Source organism: Caproiciproducens sp. CPB-2 (genome assembly GCF_036287215.1).
Lineage (GTDB): Bacteria > Bacillota > Clostridia > Oscillospirales > Acutalibacteraceae > Caproiciproducens.
Genome location: NZ_CP142860.1, coordinates 958,233 through 972,427, shown reverse-complemented (window position 1 = coordinate 972,427; position 14,195 = coordinate 958,233). Strand labels below are relative to the sequence as shown.

Annotated in this window: 12 protein-coding genes; 4 read left to right on the top strand and 8 right to left on the bottom strand. The window is 53.2% G+C overall.

Features of this window, described 5'->3' with window-relative positions:
* Positions 1-48: 48 nt before the first annotated feature.
* Positions 49-753: a helix-turn-helix domain-containing protein gene (locus VXK30_RS04760; RefSeq protein ID WP_275712950.1), complete on the top strand. Its 705-nt coding sequence runs from the start codon at positions 49-51 to the stop codon at positions 751-753.
* 61 nt (positions 754-814) lie between these two features.
* Here the strand turns inward: VXK30_RS04760 and VXK30_RS04755 are convergent, their stop codons facing one another.
* Genes VXK30_RS04755 through glgB form a run of 6 tightly spaced genes read right to left on the bottom strand, consistent with a single transcriptional unit; the run spans position 815 to position 8,372 of the window.
* Positions 815-1,222 (bottom strand): hypothetical protein, encoded by a 408-nt coding sequence (locus tag VXK30_RS04755; protein WP_275712951.1) that lies wholly within the window; start codon positions 1,220-1,222, stop codon positions 815-817.
* A 29-nt stretch (positions 1,223-1,251) separates the two neighbouring features.
* Complete coding sequence (locus VXK30_RS04750; protein WP_275712953.1) at positions 1,252-2,514, bottom strand: glycoside hydrolase family 3 N-terminal domain-containing protein; 1,263 nt, start codon at positions 2,512-2,514, stop codon at positions 1,252-1,254.
* A gap of 50 nt (positions 2,515-2,564) precedes the next feature.
* A complete protein-coding gene (glgA, locus tag VXK30_RS04745) occupies positions 2,565-3,998 on the bottom strand; it encodes a glycogen synthase GlgA (protein ID WP_275712954.1) in 1,434 nt (477 codons plus the stop codon).
* A gap of 39 nt (positions 3,999-4,037) precedes the next feature.
* Entirely contained in the window at positions 4,038-5,153 is a 1,116-nt protein-coding gene (glgD, locus tag VXK30_RS04740) for a glucose-1-phosphate adenylyltransferase subunit GlgD (protein ID WP_275712955.1), read from the bottom strand.
* Positions 5,153-6,376, bottom strand: a complete 1,224-nt coding sequence (locus VXK30_RS04735) for a glucose-1-phosphate adenylyltransferase (RefSeq protein WP_275712957.1) — start codon at positions 6,374-6,376, stop codon at positions 5,153-5,155. The genes glgD and VXK30_RS04735 overlap by 1 nt, the downstream gene beginning before the upstream one ends.
* Before the next feature lie 25 nt (positions 6,377-6,401).
* Entirely contained in the window at positions 6,402-8,372 is a 1,971-nt protein-coding gene (gene glgB, locus VXK30_RS04730) for a 1,4-alpha-glucan branching protein GlgB (RefSeq protein ID WP_275712958.1), read from the bottom strand.
* Between the two features lie 577 nt (positions 8,373-8,949).
* Here glgB and VXK30_RS04725 point away from each other — a divergent pair.
* From VXK30_RS04725 to VXK30_RS04715, 3 genes are all read left to right on the top strand, one after another.
* The gene (locus VXK30_RS04725; protein ID WP_275712960.1) at positions 8,950-9,777 is read left to right on the top strand and encodes a PRD domain-containing protein; all 828 of its coding nucleotides are present in this window, start codon (positions 8,950-8,952) and stop codon (positions 9,775-9,777) included.
* A gap of 47 nt (positions 9,778-9,824) precedes the next feature.
* A complete protein-coding gene (gene nagE / locus VXK30_RS04720; RefSeq protein ID WP_275712961.1) occupies positions 9,825-11,294 on the top strand; it encodes an N-acetylglucosamine-specific PTS transporter subunit IIBC in 1,470 nt (489 codons plus the stop codon).
* 93 nt (positions 11,295-11,387) lie between these two features.
* Positions 11,388-11,867, top strand: a complete 480-nt coding sequence (locus tag VXK30_RS04715; RefSeq protein WP_275712963.1) for a PTS sugar transporter subunit IIA — start codon at positions 11,388-11,390, stop codon at positions 11,865-11,867.
* 207 nt (positions 11,868-12,074) lie between these two features.
* Here VXK30_RS04715 and gap read toward each other — a convergent pair whose 3' ends face one another.
* Together gap and VXK30_RS04705 are read right to left on the bottom strand one after the other, a co-directional pair.
* Positions 12,075-13,094 carry a type I glyceraldehyde-3-phosphate dehydrogenase gene (gene gap / locus VXK30_RS04710; protein WP_275712964.1) on the bottom strand — a complete coding sequence of 340 codons (1,020 nt, stop codon included), beginning with the start codon at positions 13,092-13,094 and terminating at the stop codon, positions 12,075-12,077.
* 102 nt (positions 13,095-13,196) lie between these two features.
* Positions 13,197-14,189, bottom strand: a complete 993-nt coding sequence (locus VXK30_RS04705) for a hypothetical protein (protein WP_275712966.1) — start codon at positions 14,187-14,189, stop codon at positions 13,197-13,199.
* Between the last annotated feature and the right edge of the window lie 6 nt (positions 14,190-14,195).

Sequence of the window (14,195 nt, the reverse complement as noted above, 5' to 3'; positions counted from 1 at the left end):
CTTTACAAGGCGTTAATTTTTCCATATTTCGACACAGGGGATAGTTCAATGAATAGCAGTTTCCCAAGAATTATTACTTTGCTGCGTAAAGAGCGCGGATTAAGCCAGAAAAAGGCGGCCGAGGAACTGGAGGTTTCTCAGGCCCTGCTTTCGCATTACGAAAAGGGAATCCGTGAATGCGGGCTGGACTTTGTGGTAAAGGCCGCTGAGTTTTATGACGTTTCCTGCGATTATCTCCTTGGAAGGACTCCGCACCGCAGCGGGGCCACCATCAAGGTGGACGATATTCCGGAGCCGGACGCCATCGGCAAGGAGAATATTCTGAAAGGCAGCCTGCTGCCCGTTTTGAACAAAAAGCTGCTTGCGAATTCAATGAATATTATTTTCAGCACGCTGCAAAAGTGCCAAAACAAGTCGCTGACCTCGGAAGTGTCGACATACCTCAATATTTCCGTTTACAGGAGCTTCCGGCTTTTGTATTCCGCCAACCCGAAAAATCCGCAGGGCCTTTTTTCCGTTCCGCAGAAGCTGAGCGACGGGCGTTCCGGCGCGGCGATGGAAATCGCGTATTCCAACGCGGCCTGTCTGGCGAGCGGGGAAAACGCCGACGGGATGGAAGGGCTGGGAAAAACCAATCTGCCCGTGCTTTCACCGGAAAAAATCTCCGAAGAGTACCCGCTGTTTTCCAGCTCGCTGTTTAATCTGATTCAAAACGCCGAAGCGCTGATGGGCGCGAAAAAGCCTGTTAAATAAATTATATCATATCCGACTTAAATTGCAACCGGCCCGCCAGGCATTGGCGGGTCGGTTTTTTTTACTTCTTCCGGGCTTCCTTTATTCCTTTGAAGGTAAGGGTAGCGTAGCCCTTTCTCATATACGGCAGGTTAAAGACCGCACCGGGCTGCTTTGCGCCCTCCAGCACGGTCCGGCACAAAAGCTCGTAGATTTTGCTCTTGTAATAAACGTCATAATCGCCCGAAACCCATACGCGCACCGTATAGTCGATAAAAACGAGGCCCTTTTCCATCAGGCTTTTCAGCGCGGCGGAACGCGCCTTGACCGTCTCCATGGAATCCTCTTCGTCGGTAATCCTCACATAATTGAGCGCAATGGAAACCAGTTCCTCATTTTCGGAATTGTGCAGCTCCAAACGCACAATCGGATATCTTTGTGAATCCCTGATCTCCGTCAGGATATTTTTTTCTTCTTCCGTTAAGTTCAATTGATCAGATCCTTCCGTAATACTCTCTTTTATATTATACCCATTTTATACTTCCACGCAAGGATACGGAGCACACTTTCGTCAAGCCGCTGTTCGCTGACGGTCCCGTCCCGCACCGCGGCGCACAGCGCGTTGAAATCCCGCGCCATGTCGGAGGACAGCACAATATCGTTTCCCGCTGTAAAGGCGGCGACGGAAGGGCTTTTCCCCGCTGTAAAATCGGTGATGGCGCCCATGGAAAGGTCGTCGGTCATAATGACCCCCGTAAAGCCCAGCTCGCCGCGCAGAATCTCGTGCGCCTTCAGCGAAAGGGAGGACGGACGGGACGGGTCCATGCAGTTCACAATATTGTGCGAAACCATTACGCACTGCGCGCCCGCGTCGATTCCCGCCTGAAACGGAACAAAGTCCTGCTTCTGGAACACGCTGTAATCGCGCTTGTCGTAGGCGATCCCGGTATGGGTGTCCCGATTGTTTCCGTAACCGGGGAAATGCTTGAGCGTACAGGACAGGTTCTGGCTGTTGTACGCACTGACCGATACCCTGACAAAGTCCGCCGTTTTGGAGGCGTTTTTGCCAAACGTCCTGCTGTAAATAAAATCGGAAGGATCGGTGGAAACATCACATACGGGCGCGAGATTCAGATTCAGTCCGAGCTTTTTCAGAAGCTGGGCCTTCTGCACGGTGTCGTCATAAATCCCGTTCAGGCCGGAAAGCCGGAACACCTGCTGCGGGGACCGGAACGCGGTTTTCCTGAGCGCCGGATACCTGCTGATACGGACGACCGTGCCTCCCTCCTCGTCCGTGCAGAGAATCATCCCGACTTTGCTTGCGTCCTGATAGGATTTGAGCGCAGCCTGCACCTGCGTCGTGGTTTTACCGCTGAAATCCGAAGCCATCAGGCAGTACCCGCCCGGCTGATAGTCGGCGGCGGCTTTGGCCGCTCCCGTCTGGGGACAGCGGAAAACAAACACCTGCCCAACCTTTTCCTTCAGGCTCATGGACATAAGCTTCTTTTGGGCGGGTACGCCGTAATCGGCGAAAATCCCGTCAAGCGGCGACACGGCCGGGCTGCTTGACGCCGGAACAGCTGAGCTGCCCGTGGCCGGGTTTGACGGACCGGAGGGTTCCCCCGCGGAACCGGCCGCAGAGGAGGTCTTTTCCCCGGACGAAGCGCCCGGCAGAAAAGGATTTCCCTGTGTGTAAACCCAAAACACTGCAGCGAGAGCCAGAACGACTCCCGCTGCTGTAAAAAGGATTTTCCTGTTCTTTTGATATCCTGTCTGTTTCATCTTTGTTCCCCATCAGTCCGACCCGCCGATGCCGGCAGCCGGCGGAGCGGTCAGGATTGATTTTCTTTCATCAGTTCCCGGTACAGACGAATGTATTCGTTTGCGGAACGTCCCCAGCTGAAATCGCATTTCATGGCGCGTTCCACCAGAATGCTCCATCCCTCCGGATTGGCGTAGCCCTCCAGCGCGCGGTTGATTGCGCACCGCATATCGTCGGAGTCATAGGTCTGGAAGGTAAAGCCGTTGCCTTCCCCGTCGCCGCTGTCCCTGATGGAATCCTTCAGCCCGCCCGTTTCGCGGACGACCGGGACGGAACCGTAGCGCAGGGCAATCATCTGGGCAAGCCCGCAGGGCTCGCTCCTGCTCGGCATCAGGAAAATATCGGAGCCGGCGTAAATCTTGCGCGAAAGCTCGGGTATGAAACCGAAACAGGCGCAGAGCCTGCCGGGGTACCGGTTCTGCATTTCACGGAAGAAATTCTCGTATTCCCAGTCGCCGGAACCCAGAATCACAAACTGCGTGTTCGTTTCCCGCATCAGCTGGTCGAGCGCTTCCTTGACAAGGTCCAGTCCTTTGTGGGAAACCATTCTCGTTACCATGCCGATGAGCGGCGTCTGCGGCTCCTGATTCAGGCTGAGCCTTTCCTGCAGCTTTCTCTTGTTCTCCGCCTTTCCGGAAAGGTCCTCCGCCGAATAGGGTGCGTAGAGTTCGGGATCGTTGGCGGGGTCGTAGCTGACCGTGTCGATCCCGTTCAGGATGCCGGAAATCTTCCACTCGCGCGCCTTCAAGATACTGTCCAGGCCGTGGGAAAACCACGGATCGAGGATTTCCTGCGCATAGGTCGGGCTGACCGTGGTGACGCGGTTTGCGCTCTCGATCGCGCCTTTGAGCATATTGATGCAGTCGTCGTACTCCAGAACCGGCATATCCGATTTGGGAATCCCCAGCACGTCCTCCACCAGCTCCTTGCCGTATTTGCCCTGATACTGAATATTGTGGATCGTCAGAATCGTTTTTATGCCCTTGTACCAGTCATTATTTGCATAAAAGATGCTGAAATAGATCGGTACCAGCGCCGACTGCCAGTCGTTGCAGTGAATGATGTCGGGTCTGAAATCAATATACGGAAGCATTTCAAGAGCCGCGCGCGACAGGAACGCAAAGCGCTCCGCGTCGTCGTAATGGCCGTACAGGCCGTGGCGCTTAAAATAGTACTGGTTGTCGATCAGATAGTAGATCACCCCGCCGACCTTTGCCTCAAACACGCCGCAGTACTGGCGGCGCCAGGCGACCGGCACGGAAAGGCTCGTGATAAATTTCATGTTTTCCCGCAGCTCCTGCGGAATATCCTCGTAAAGCGGCATCACCACGCGGCAGCCGATCAGCCGGAGCCGGAGCGCCTGCGGCAGGGAACCCGCCACCTCCCCCAGCCCGCCGGTGGCTGCAAAGGGTCTTGCTTCACTGGTGCAGTATAATACTTTCATTTTTAAGCCTCCCTAACTGAAATGTCGGTTCCGATCACATCAGACCACGCTGCCCTTGCTGATAAAAACGGGATAGGACTGGAAGCCGAGGAGCGAACGGTCGTTTTTAATGACGACGTCCTTATCCATGACGACATAGTTGAGCCTGCAGTTCGGGCCGATGACGCTGTCCTGCATGACCACGCAGTTTTCGAGCTTTGTCCCCTTGCCGACGCAGACGCCGCGGAACAGCACGCAGTTTTCCACCGTGCCGTCAATCACGCAGCCGTCGGCAATCAGGGAATTGGTGACAATGGAGCCCAGCCCGTAACGCGCGGGCATATCGTCGCGCACCTTCGTGAAAATCGGCCGGTCGGCGTTGAACAGCTCCGACCGTACCTTCGGCAGCATCAGGGACATGTTGGCGTCGAAGTAGGAATTCATGGAACAGATCGTCTGGGTAAAGCCCTTGAATTCATAGGCGAAAATCCTGTAATTGGAAATATTGCGCTGGAGAAAGTCGCGCTTGAAATTATACAGGTTGCGGCTGACGCAGTCCGCGACGATCTTCATCAGGGTTTCGCGCTTCATCAACAGCATGCTCAGGCCGTAGTTGCACTCGCCGTCGGCGCGCGGGTTGATGAGCATGTCGCGTACGCGGTTGTCCGGGTCGATGGTGTAGACCGTGGGGTCGCAGATTTTTTCCGGCAGCTTCCCCGAACGGTAAACGACCGTAATATCCGCGTTATGCTTGAGGTGGGAGGACATCACGTCGGTAAAATCGATATTGCAGACCACGTCGCTGTCGGAGACGATCACAAACTCTTCCCTTGAATTGGAAAGGAAAGTACTGATGGAGGAAAGGGATTCTATCCGGCTGTTGGACACGCTGCACTCCCCGCTGAACGGTGGCAGAATAAACAGCCCCTCCCTTTTGCGGGATAAGTCCCACGCCTTTCCGGAACCGAGATGATCCATCAGGGACTGGTAGTTGCTCTTGGTAATCACGCCGACTTTGTTGATTCCCGAATTCACCATGTTGGAAAGCGGGAAATCAATCAGGCGGTATCTGCCGCCGAACGGCACCGAACCCATGGTCCGTTTTTCGGTCAGCTCCCGGACCCGCTCCTCATGCACATTTGAAAAAATCAGTCCAAGCACATTGTTCCCGCGCATTATTTTTCCGCCTCCCCTGCCAGCGTGTCGGCGTCGATCATCGCTTTCGGCGGCACGGTCGTGCCGGGGGCAATGACACAGCCGTCGCCCACGACGGCGACGCCCCACTCATCCTTGTTTTCAATGTCCTCCGGCCGCGCGCCCACAACGGCGCCCTTGCCGATCACGGCGTTTTCGGATACGATCGCGTACTGGACAATGGCGTTTTCCTCCACCCGGGAACCCGGCATGATGATGGAGTCCTTCACCACCGCGCCCGGAGCGATGTAGACGCCCGCAAACAGCACGGCAAAGTCGATTTCACCGTACACGTTGCAGCCCTCCGCGACAAGCGAATTCTGCACTGTCGCACCGCTGGCGACATAGTGCGGGGGCATGACCGGGTTGCGGGAATAGATTTTCCAGTTTTCCTCGCTCAGGTCGAGGGGAATTTTCGGGTTCAGCAGATCCATGTTGGATTCCCACAGGCTGTCGATCGTCCCAACGTCCTTCCAGTACCCCTCGAAGCGGTACGCGAACATCCGCTCGCCGGCGTTCAGCATGGCGGGCAGAACGTCTTTTCCAAAGTCGTTGGAAGATTTCGGGTTTGCCTCGTCCGCCTCCAGGTATTTGCGCAGCTTGCTCCAGGTAAACACATAAATGCCCATGGAGGCCTGATTGCTCTTCGGCACCTTCGGCTTTTCGTCGAACTGGTAGATCGAAGCGTCCTCACGCGTGTTGAGGATGCCGAACCGGGACGCCTCCTCCAGAGGGACCTCAATGACGGCAATGGTGCAGTCGGCTTCCTTTTCCTTGTGGTAGGCGACCATTTTCGAATAATCCATCTTATAAATATGATCGCCGGAAAGCACCACGACGTATTCGGGATGATATCGCTCTATGTAAGGGATATTCTGATAGATCGCGTTCGCCGTACCCTTGTACCAGTCCGATTTTCTGCCGCGCTGGTAAGGGGGAAGAACGCGCACCCCGGCGTTGATGCTGTCCAGATCCCACGGCTGGCCGCTTCCGATATATTCGTTCAGCACAAGCGGCTGGTACTGCGTCAGCACGCCCACCGTTTCGATTCCGGAGTTTACGCAGTTGGAAAGCGGAAAATCAATAATGCGGTATTTGCCCCCGTAGGGCACCGCCGGTTTTGCAAGGTATTTTGTCAGTACGCCCAGCCTGCTGCCCTGACCGCCGGCAAGCAGCATGGCGACTACCTCTTGTTTTGGCAACATTTTATGCTCCTCCCTGGTTATGATTTTATTTTTTTTCTGCTTTGCGTGTCGTTTTTATTTTTTGTGTAAGCGCCTCGGGTTTTGCGGTTTTTCTTGCCTTGCGGCGGCATTTCAGAAAGAGAACCGAAAGCGGGGGAAGCGTCAGCTCAACGGACTGCTCGAACCCGTGCATCGGTTTTGCGCTGGAATGGATGCTGCTGCCGTTCGTGATTCCGCTCCCGCCGAATTCAGGCCGGTCGGAAGAGAAGATTTCCGTATAGATTCCTTCAAACGGCACCCCGACGGAATAGGGGGTGCGCTCTACGGGCAGGAAATTACAGACGGCAATCACCTCATTTCCCGACTTGTCAATGCGGCGGAACGCGATGACGCTCTGGGTGTAATCGTCGTTGGAAATCCATGAGAAGCCTTCCCAGGAAAAATCGACCTCCCACAAGGCCGCGGTTTCCAGATAGAAATGGTTCAGGCTTTTGAAGAAATCGTTCAGCACCTGATGCTCGGGCTTGTTCAGCAGAAGCCAGTCGAGGCCCTGCTCGTAATTCCATTCGTTGCGCTGGCCGAACTCGGTCCCCATAAAGATCAGCTTTTTCCCGGGATGCGCCATCATATAGCACATAAACGCCCGCACGCCCGCGAATTTCTGCGCTTCGTCACCCGGCATTTTTTCAATCAGGGACCGCTTCCCATAAACGACCTCATCATGGGAAATCGGCAGAATAAAGTTTTCCGAAAACGCATAAAAGAACGAAAAGGTTATATTGTCGTGATTGAATTTGCGGTAGACCGGGTCAAGCGACATATAATGAAGCATGTCGTTCATCCATCCCATATTCCATTTGTAATTGAAACCCAGGCCCCCGCAGTACGTCGGCTTGGATACCATCGGCCAGGAGGTGGATTCCTCCGCGATCATCATCACGTCCGGGAAAAGGCCGAACACGGACTCGTTCAGCTTCTGAAGAAAAGCGACCGCCTCCAGATTTTCCTTGCCGCCGTTCTTGTTCGGAATCCATTCCCCGTCCTTACGGCTGTAATCAAGATACAGCATGGATGCGACCGCGTCAACGCGGATTCCGTCGATGTGATACTTTTCGAGCCAGAACACCGCGCTGGAAATCAGGAAGCTGATCACCTCGCTGCGCCCGTAATCAAAAACCAGCGTCCCCCACTCCTTGTGCTCGCCCTTGCGAGGGTCGCCGTACTCGTAGCAGGGCGTACCGTCGAACCGGGCCAGGCCGGACTCGTCCTTGGGGAAATGGGCCGGCACCCAGTCCATGATCACGCCGATTCCCGCCCTGTGGCACTTTTCCACAAAGCTCATAAATTCCTTCGGTTCCCCGTACCGCGAGGTCGGGGCGAAATACCCTGTGACCTGGTACCCCCAGGAGCCGTCGAACGGATGCTCCGTAACCGGCATCAGCTCAATATGCGTATAGCCCATGCTTTTTACATAGGGAACCAGTTCGTCGGCAAGCTTATCGTAAGAAAACGCGTTGCCGTCCGGATATCTCCTCCAGGAACCGATGTGAAGCTCATAGACATTCACCGGCTGGCCGTAATGCTTTTTCACCGCCTTGTGCTTCATCCACGCGGTATCGTTCCAGTTGTAGCCCTCAATATCATAGTATTTGGAGGCGTTGCCCGGACGCGTTTCAAAATGATAGGCATAGGGGTCGCTTTTGAAGGTCTGTTTTCCGTCGGCGCCGGTCACACAGAATTTGTAGGCCTGATACTGCCGCATGACAAACGGCAGGAAACACTCCCAGACGCCGCCGCTGATCTTTTCCATGGGATAATCCTCCGGCTGCCAGCCGTTGAAGTCCCCGGCTACGGAAACTTCTTCGGCATTCGGAGCCCAAACGCGGCAGACCATGCCCTCTTTTCCGTCTTTTTCTGCTTTATGTACTCCCAGAAATTCATAAGCTTTTATGTTGGTTCCCTGATGGAACAAATAAAGCGGCAGATTCCCGTTATTTGATGCAGTTTCCTTTTGCATTTTAAACAACTCCCTTCTGGGTTTCATCGTTCCTTTTATGCTTGAATTTATCATATCACAATTTCCCAAAATATCAATACTTTAGTAAATTATTGGTAATAAACATGGTATCTATTTGATAATTTTAGTTATTTTGTTATAAAACTGCCCTGTTTTCAGTTGTAACAACGAAATGAGCTGCCAAAGTTTCAGCCTGCATTTTCCGAACGGTTTCCCCAATGAATGATTGTGCATAAGAATTAAAAATTCTGCAAAAAAGTAGTCAAATTCAACAATGAATATAGGTTTGAAAATAAGATTTATGTATTTAATTTAAATTTTATATTGACAAATCTTTTGTGATCGGTATAATAGAAATTGTTAAAAGAATATTAAGAGTGTGTAACTGATTCGATCAGGCATAAACTTTCATGGAATTTTAATTTTCATGGTAGTTTATGCTTTTTGTTTTTCTGTGAGAATTCTGACGAAATCCGGCCCGCGGCTCCTCTTCCCATTCGGCGTATTCAGACAGACTTGCGGCGTCTGTCCGGAGCGGGCCGCCGTTTCAATCAAAATTCAAATTGAGGGGATGCAAATGAACTATAGGATAGCTAAGGTTTTGAACAGCAACGCGGTCCTGGCTCAGGACGAAGAAGAAAATCAGGTTGTCCTCATGAGCAAAGGAATCGGCTTTGGCAAAAGAGTAGGAGAAAAAATTCAGGACAACGCGGAAGACCGGAAAATATTTTATATCCACGACGACAGCGTCAATTCCGCAAAATTGAAACAGATCGACTCCCAGGTCCAGCAGGTGGAGGAGGTCACCAGAGAAATTGTAGAGGTGGCGCGCGAGAGGCTTCACATTGACAACAGCAAGCTTTACGGCGCTTTATTGGATCATATCACCTTCGCGGTAGAATGCTTACATATGGGTTTGCCGATCGACAATCCGTTCTGCGGCGAAATCGCGATCCTTTACAGCAGGGAATACGAAACCGCACAGATCGCAGCCGAGATCATCAAAGAGCGTATCGGCGTGGAAATCGGGGACGGTGAGACAGGCTTTATTGCGCTCCACCTCTACTCCGCCAGAGAAAACCGGCACATCCGTTCCGCCATGAAGAGCACCCGCGTCTACAGCGAAATACTCAGCATGGTGGGAAACGCCATCGACAAAAAGCTTGACAACACCCACGCGCCCGCAAAAAGCTTTCTGCTTTCCCTGCACTGTCTGGTTACGCTGACCGTCAACCGCAATCCGATTGTCATGAAGCTGAACCAGCAAGTCAAGCTGAGCATGCTCGATTCCTACCGGACGGCGCTGCAGGTCGCGAAAATGATTTACGGGGAGATGGACGTCCAGCTCAGCGAGGACGCGGTCGCTTTTATTGCGGTCGATATTGAAAAGCTGAAACAGTTGTGACCCATTCGAGGGAACTCGATTCAAAATATTTCTTAGGAGGAAAAACAATGCAAAAAGTTTTAGCGGCACTTCAAAAACTTGGCAAGGCATTGATGCTGCCTATCGCATCGCTGCCAATCGCGGGTCTTCTTCTCAGGCTGGGGCAGAGCGACATGCTCAATATCCCCCTTCTGGCGGATTCCGGCAACGCCCTGTTCAGCAACCTTCCCCTCTTGTTCGCAATCGGTATTGCGGTAGGACTTGCAAAAGACAATAACGGCGCTGCGGGCCTGGCCGGAGCGGTCGCCTACTTCGTACTCAACGCGGCCGGCCAGGCCGTCAACCACGCCCTGCAGGTCGGCAGCATTTTCATGCCGGCGGCGGGCCTTCCCGAAGGAATCACTGAAATCAACATGGCGCATTTCGGCGGAATCATCGCCGGTGTCATCGCCGGTCTGTGCTACAACCGGTTCCACAGCGCCAAGCTGCCCGACTGGCTTGCGTTCTTCGGCGGCAGACGCTTCGTTCCGATCGTCACGGGCGGTTTCTCCCTTGTGATCGGCGGCTTGCTCGGTACCGTATGGCCGACCTTCCAAAAGGGTCTGGACGCGGCCGCAAACTGGATGACCGGCAGCGGCGGACTCGGCGAATTCATCTACGGCACGCTGAACAGACTGCTCCTGCCCTTCGGGCTGCATCACGTTGTGAACACGGCCGTATGGTTTAACTTCGGCACCTACACGGGCGCGGACGGCAAAACCGTTTCCGGCGACCTGTGGAGATTCTTTGCGGGCGACCCCCACGGCGGCGTATTTACCGCCGGTTTCTTCCCGATCATGATGTTTGCGCTTCCCGCGGCTGCCCTGGCCATGTATGTATGCGCCAGGAAGGAAAATAAAGCAATCGTCGGCGGCGCTCTTTTCTCCGTTGCGCTGACCGCGTTCCTGACCGGCGTAACAGAGCCGATCGAATTTATGTTCATGTTCCTCGCGCCCGTCCTCTTTGTCCTGCATGCCGTCCTGACAGGTCTTTCCCTGGTGGTTTGCAACATGTTCGGCATCCGCGACAGCTTTACCTTCTCGGCGGGTCTTTTCGATTACCTCATCAACTGGACCAAGGCGGCAAACGGCTGGATGATTATCCCGATCGGCCTTGTATTCGCTGTTGTTTACTTCTTCCTGTTCGTGTTCTTTATTAAAAAATTCAACCTGAAAACACCGGGCCGTGAAGACGACGAGGAAACCAACAGCTTCTCCGCGCTGGTTGAAGATCAGGGCTTCGATAATATTGCGAAGCAATACATAGCGGCGCTCGGCGGAGCAGAGAATATTAAGGAGATCGATTCCTGCATCACCCGCATCCGCCTGACCCTTGTCAGCAACAAGGAACTGAACGAAAAAGATTTCAAAGCCCTCGGCGCTTCCGGCGTCATGAAAGCAGGCACCCAGGTTACCCAAGTCATCGTCGGCACAAAAGCCGAGCTTTTGGTCGACGCAATGAAGAAATACCTCCCCGGCCACGACCACGCGACGGCCTGATTCATTTCTCCCTTTCGTTTCCCTCCCCCATTTCGGGGGAGGGAAACGATCTTTATGATCTTAATTCGTTGAAATCAACATCGGAGGTCTATCATGCAATTATTCGGCAGAAATAAGAAACAGACCATTTTAGCTCAACAAACCGGAAAAGCCATTTTAATAACCGAAGTACCGGACCCTGTATTTGCCGATAAAATATTAGGCGACGGAATTGCCATCCTTCCTTCGAAAAACGGGGTTTATTCGCCCGTGTCCGGAACAATCGTACAAATTGCGCATACGCTCCACGCAATCGGAATAGAAAGCGACGATGGGGTCGAAGTGTTGGTTCATCTTGGAATCGACACCGTAAAACTGAACGGCGAAGGCTTCACCTGCCATGTAGAGGTCGGTCAGCATGTCGCCGCAGGGGAAAAAGTAATGGATATGGATATTCAGGCAATCGCGGAAAAGGGCTATAGCACGATTTCTCCCTGTATCATCACCAATCTTGACGCGGTCAAAAATCTCGAATGCGGGCAAGGCAATGTTTCCGGCGGCAAATCGGTCGTCATGAGCTTCAGCAAGCAGTGAAGCCGGCCTCCTGTCAATCTGGAAAATAAAAGGGATGTCGCGGTCAGCGGACATTCCTTTTTTGTTTGCAGAAAGCCCCGGGCAAAGCTGAAAATCTCCCTGTACGGGTAACAGCCGGATGGCCGCCGGATAAAGAAAGCACCCCACGGCGGACGGTTGCCCGCTGTGGGGTGCTGAGCATTCAAAAGATTTCAGCCCTGAGGTAAATTATTTATGGTCGACGACATTCATGTGCTTGATGAGGTCCAGAACCTTGTTGCTGTAGCCCCACTCATTGTCGTACCAGGATACGAGCTTGACGAAGTGGTCGTTCAGCATGATGCCGGCATTCTTATCAAAGATGGAAGTGCGGGGATCGCCGAGGAAGTCGGAAGAAACGACCGCGTCCTCAGTGTAGCCGAGGATGCCCTTCATTTCGTTCTCGGAAGCCTCTTTAACGGCTGCGCAGATCTCTTCATAGGTGGTCGGTTTTGCAAGGCTGACGGTCAGGTCGACAACGGAAACATCCAGTGTGGGAACACGCATGGACATACCGGTCAGTTTGCCCTTGACTGCAGGAATAACAAGCGCGCATGCTTTTGCGGCGCCGGTGGAGGAAGGAATGATGTTGCCGGCCGCGGCGCGGCCGCCTCTCCAGTCTTTGCTGGAAGGACCGTCAACGGTCTTCTGGGTGGCGGTGGTGGAATGGACGGTCGTCATAAGGCCTTCCACAATACCGAACTTGTCGTTGATCACTTTTGTCAAAGGAGCAAGACAGTTGGTGGTACAGGATGCGTTGGAAACGACCTTCATGTCCTTTGTGTAGGTGTCGAGGTTAACGCCGCAGACAAAAGTCGGTGTTTCCTTATCCTTTGCGGGAGCGGAAATAACAACCTTCTTTGCGCCAGCTGTAATATGGGCGGAAGCCTTCTCGGTTGTGCAGAACACACCGGTGGACTCTACAACATACTCGGCTTCCACTTTGCCCCACGGAATCTGGGTGGGATCCTTTTCGGCAAAGACGCTGATCTTTCTGCCGTTTACAACAAGCTTACCGTCTTCGGCGGAAATGTCACCCTGGAAGTGGCCGTGCATGGTGTCGTATTTCACCATGTAAACCATGTAGTCAACGTCAATAAACGGATCATTGATACCGACAATTTCAAATGTTTCCGGCTGAGCGACGGCTGCGCGGAAGACCAGGCGGCCGATACGGCCAAACCCGTTGATGCCAATCTTAACAGACATAAAAATATACCTCCTGAAATTTAATCTTTCTTATTCCTATTTTATAGCATTTTAAGATATTTTACAAGTCATCTGACATAATTTTAACTAACTTTTTTCATCTTAATTCCCAAGAAAAGGACTTTTCATCCTTTCACGGAACTGCTCCTGACTGTGGTACGCTTTCGCCAGAAATTCCAGGCAGCTTTCTTCTTTCAGGACGCCGCCGGAGGGTTCGTCCTCCGCATTGTCCGCCGCTTCGCTTACGGCCGCGCCGGTCCGGGGTTCCTCCGCCGGAAGCTCATCGTCAGGCTGGGGCTTGTCCTCCCCGATCTTAGCGTACCGGATCAGGAACAGCACCACATACAGCGCTAACAAAACATTCACCGGATACAGCCCGGCCGGGAAAGTACCGGCGCCGCGGAGATTAAAAAGGAGCATTACCGTGCCCGGAATTCCGGTGGCCAGCAAAAGCAGCGCCGCCGGAAGGCCGAATACATAGACCATTTTCCCACTTTTTTCATCTTCTATGCGCGCGAACATTTTTGCCTGGGCGAACAGGAACAAAAGCAGAAAGATTACCGCGAACGTGTCGTAGATATTCTCCGAGACATTGACCACCGCCACATAGGTGATAAACAGCGAAACAAGGCTGGCACAGCCCCATACGGACGGAAGCAGCGCCAGAAGCGGGTGGCGTTCAAAGGTGTTGCCGCCCGTCGCGAACTGATAGGCGGTCAGGATGATCACCCCTCCCGCGCAAATACCGATCAGCGCGAGAAGAACGGAAGGAACGGGATTTTCAGATTCGGCCGAGGTGAAAATGCCGACGGCGTACTGCAGGATGATCCCCAGTCCGGCCAGGGTGCCGAATACCGCCGCCGGAAGGCTTCTGATCGGGCTGTACTTCGGCTTTTTCTCCTTATCCAGGAAGCACATCAGGACCAGCAGAAGGACCCCCGCCGCAAGACCGGCGGAAACAAACGCGGTCGTCTTCATGCCGTCGATATAAAAGCCGGTATCCTGATCCATCAGAAACAGGATCTGATAAATTCTGGTCGGCATCGTAATCAGCAGGGCAACTGCGAACACAATCCAGGCATTCTTAATATTCATGATGTT

What these genes read in the sequence shown, in the direction of transcription:
- VXK30_RS04750 (WP_275712953.1), bottom strand. Translation starts at nt 2,514, where the DNA reads ATGAAACAGACAGGATATCAAAAGAACAGGAAAATCCTTTTTACAGCA.
- VXK30_RS04705 (WP_275712966.1), bottom strand. Translation starts at nt 14,189, where the DNA reads ATGAATATTAAGAATGCCTGGATTGTGTTCGCAGTTGCCCTGCTGATT.
- VXK30_RS04715 (WP_275712963.1), top strand. Translation starts at nt 11,388, where the DNA reads ATGCAATTATTCGGCAGAAATAAGAAACAGACCATTTTAGCTCAACAA.
- nagE (WP_275712961.1), top strand. Translation starts at nt 9,825, where the DNA reads ATGCAAAAAGTTTTAGCGGCACTTCAAAAACTTGGCAAGGCATTGATG.
- glgA (WP_275712954.1), bottom strand. Translation starts at nt 3,998, where the DNA reads ATGAAAGTATTATACTGCACCAGTGAAGCAAGACCCTTTGCAGCCACC.
- VXK30_RS04760 (WP_275712950.1), top strand. Translation starts at nt 49, where the DNA reads ATGAATAGCAGTTTCCCAAGAATTATTACTTTGCTGCGTAAAGAGCGC.
- gap (WP_275712964.1), bottom strand. Translation starts at nt 13,094, where the DNA reads ATGTCTGTTAAGATTGGCATCAACGGGTTTGGCCGTATCGGCCGCCTG.
- VXK30_RS04735 (WP_275712957.1), bottom strand. Translation starts at nt 6,376, where the DNA reads ATGTTGCCAAAACAAGAGGTAGTCGCCATGCTGCTTGCCGGCGGTCAG.
- glgD (WP_275712955.1), bottom strand. Translation starts at nt 5,153, where the DNA reads ATGCGCGGGAACAATGTGCTTGGACTGATTTTTTCAAATGTGCATGAG.
- VXK30_RS04725 (WP_275712960.1), top strand. Translation starts at nt 8,950, where the DNA reads ATGAACTATAGGATAGCTAAGGTTTTGAACAGCAACGCGGTCCTGGCT.
- glgB (WP_275712958.1), bottom strand. Translation starts at nt 8,372, where the DNA reads ATGCAAAAGGAAACTGCATCAAATAACGGGAATCTGCCGCTTTATTTG.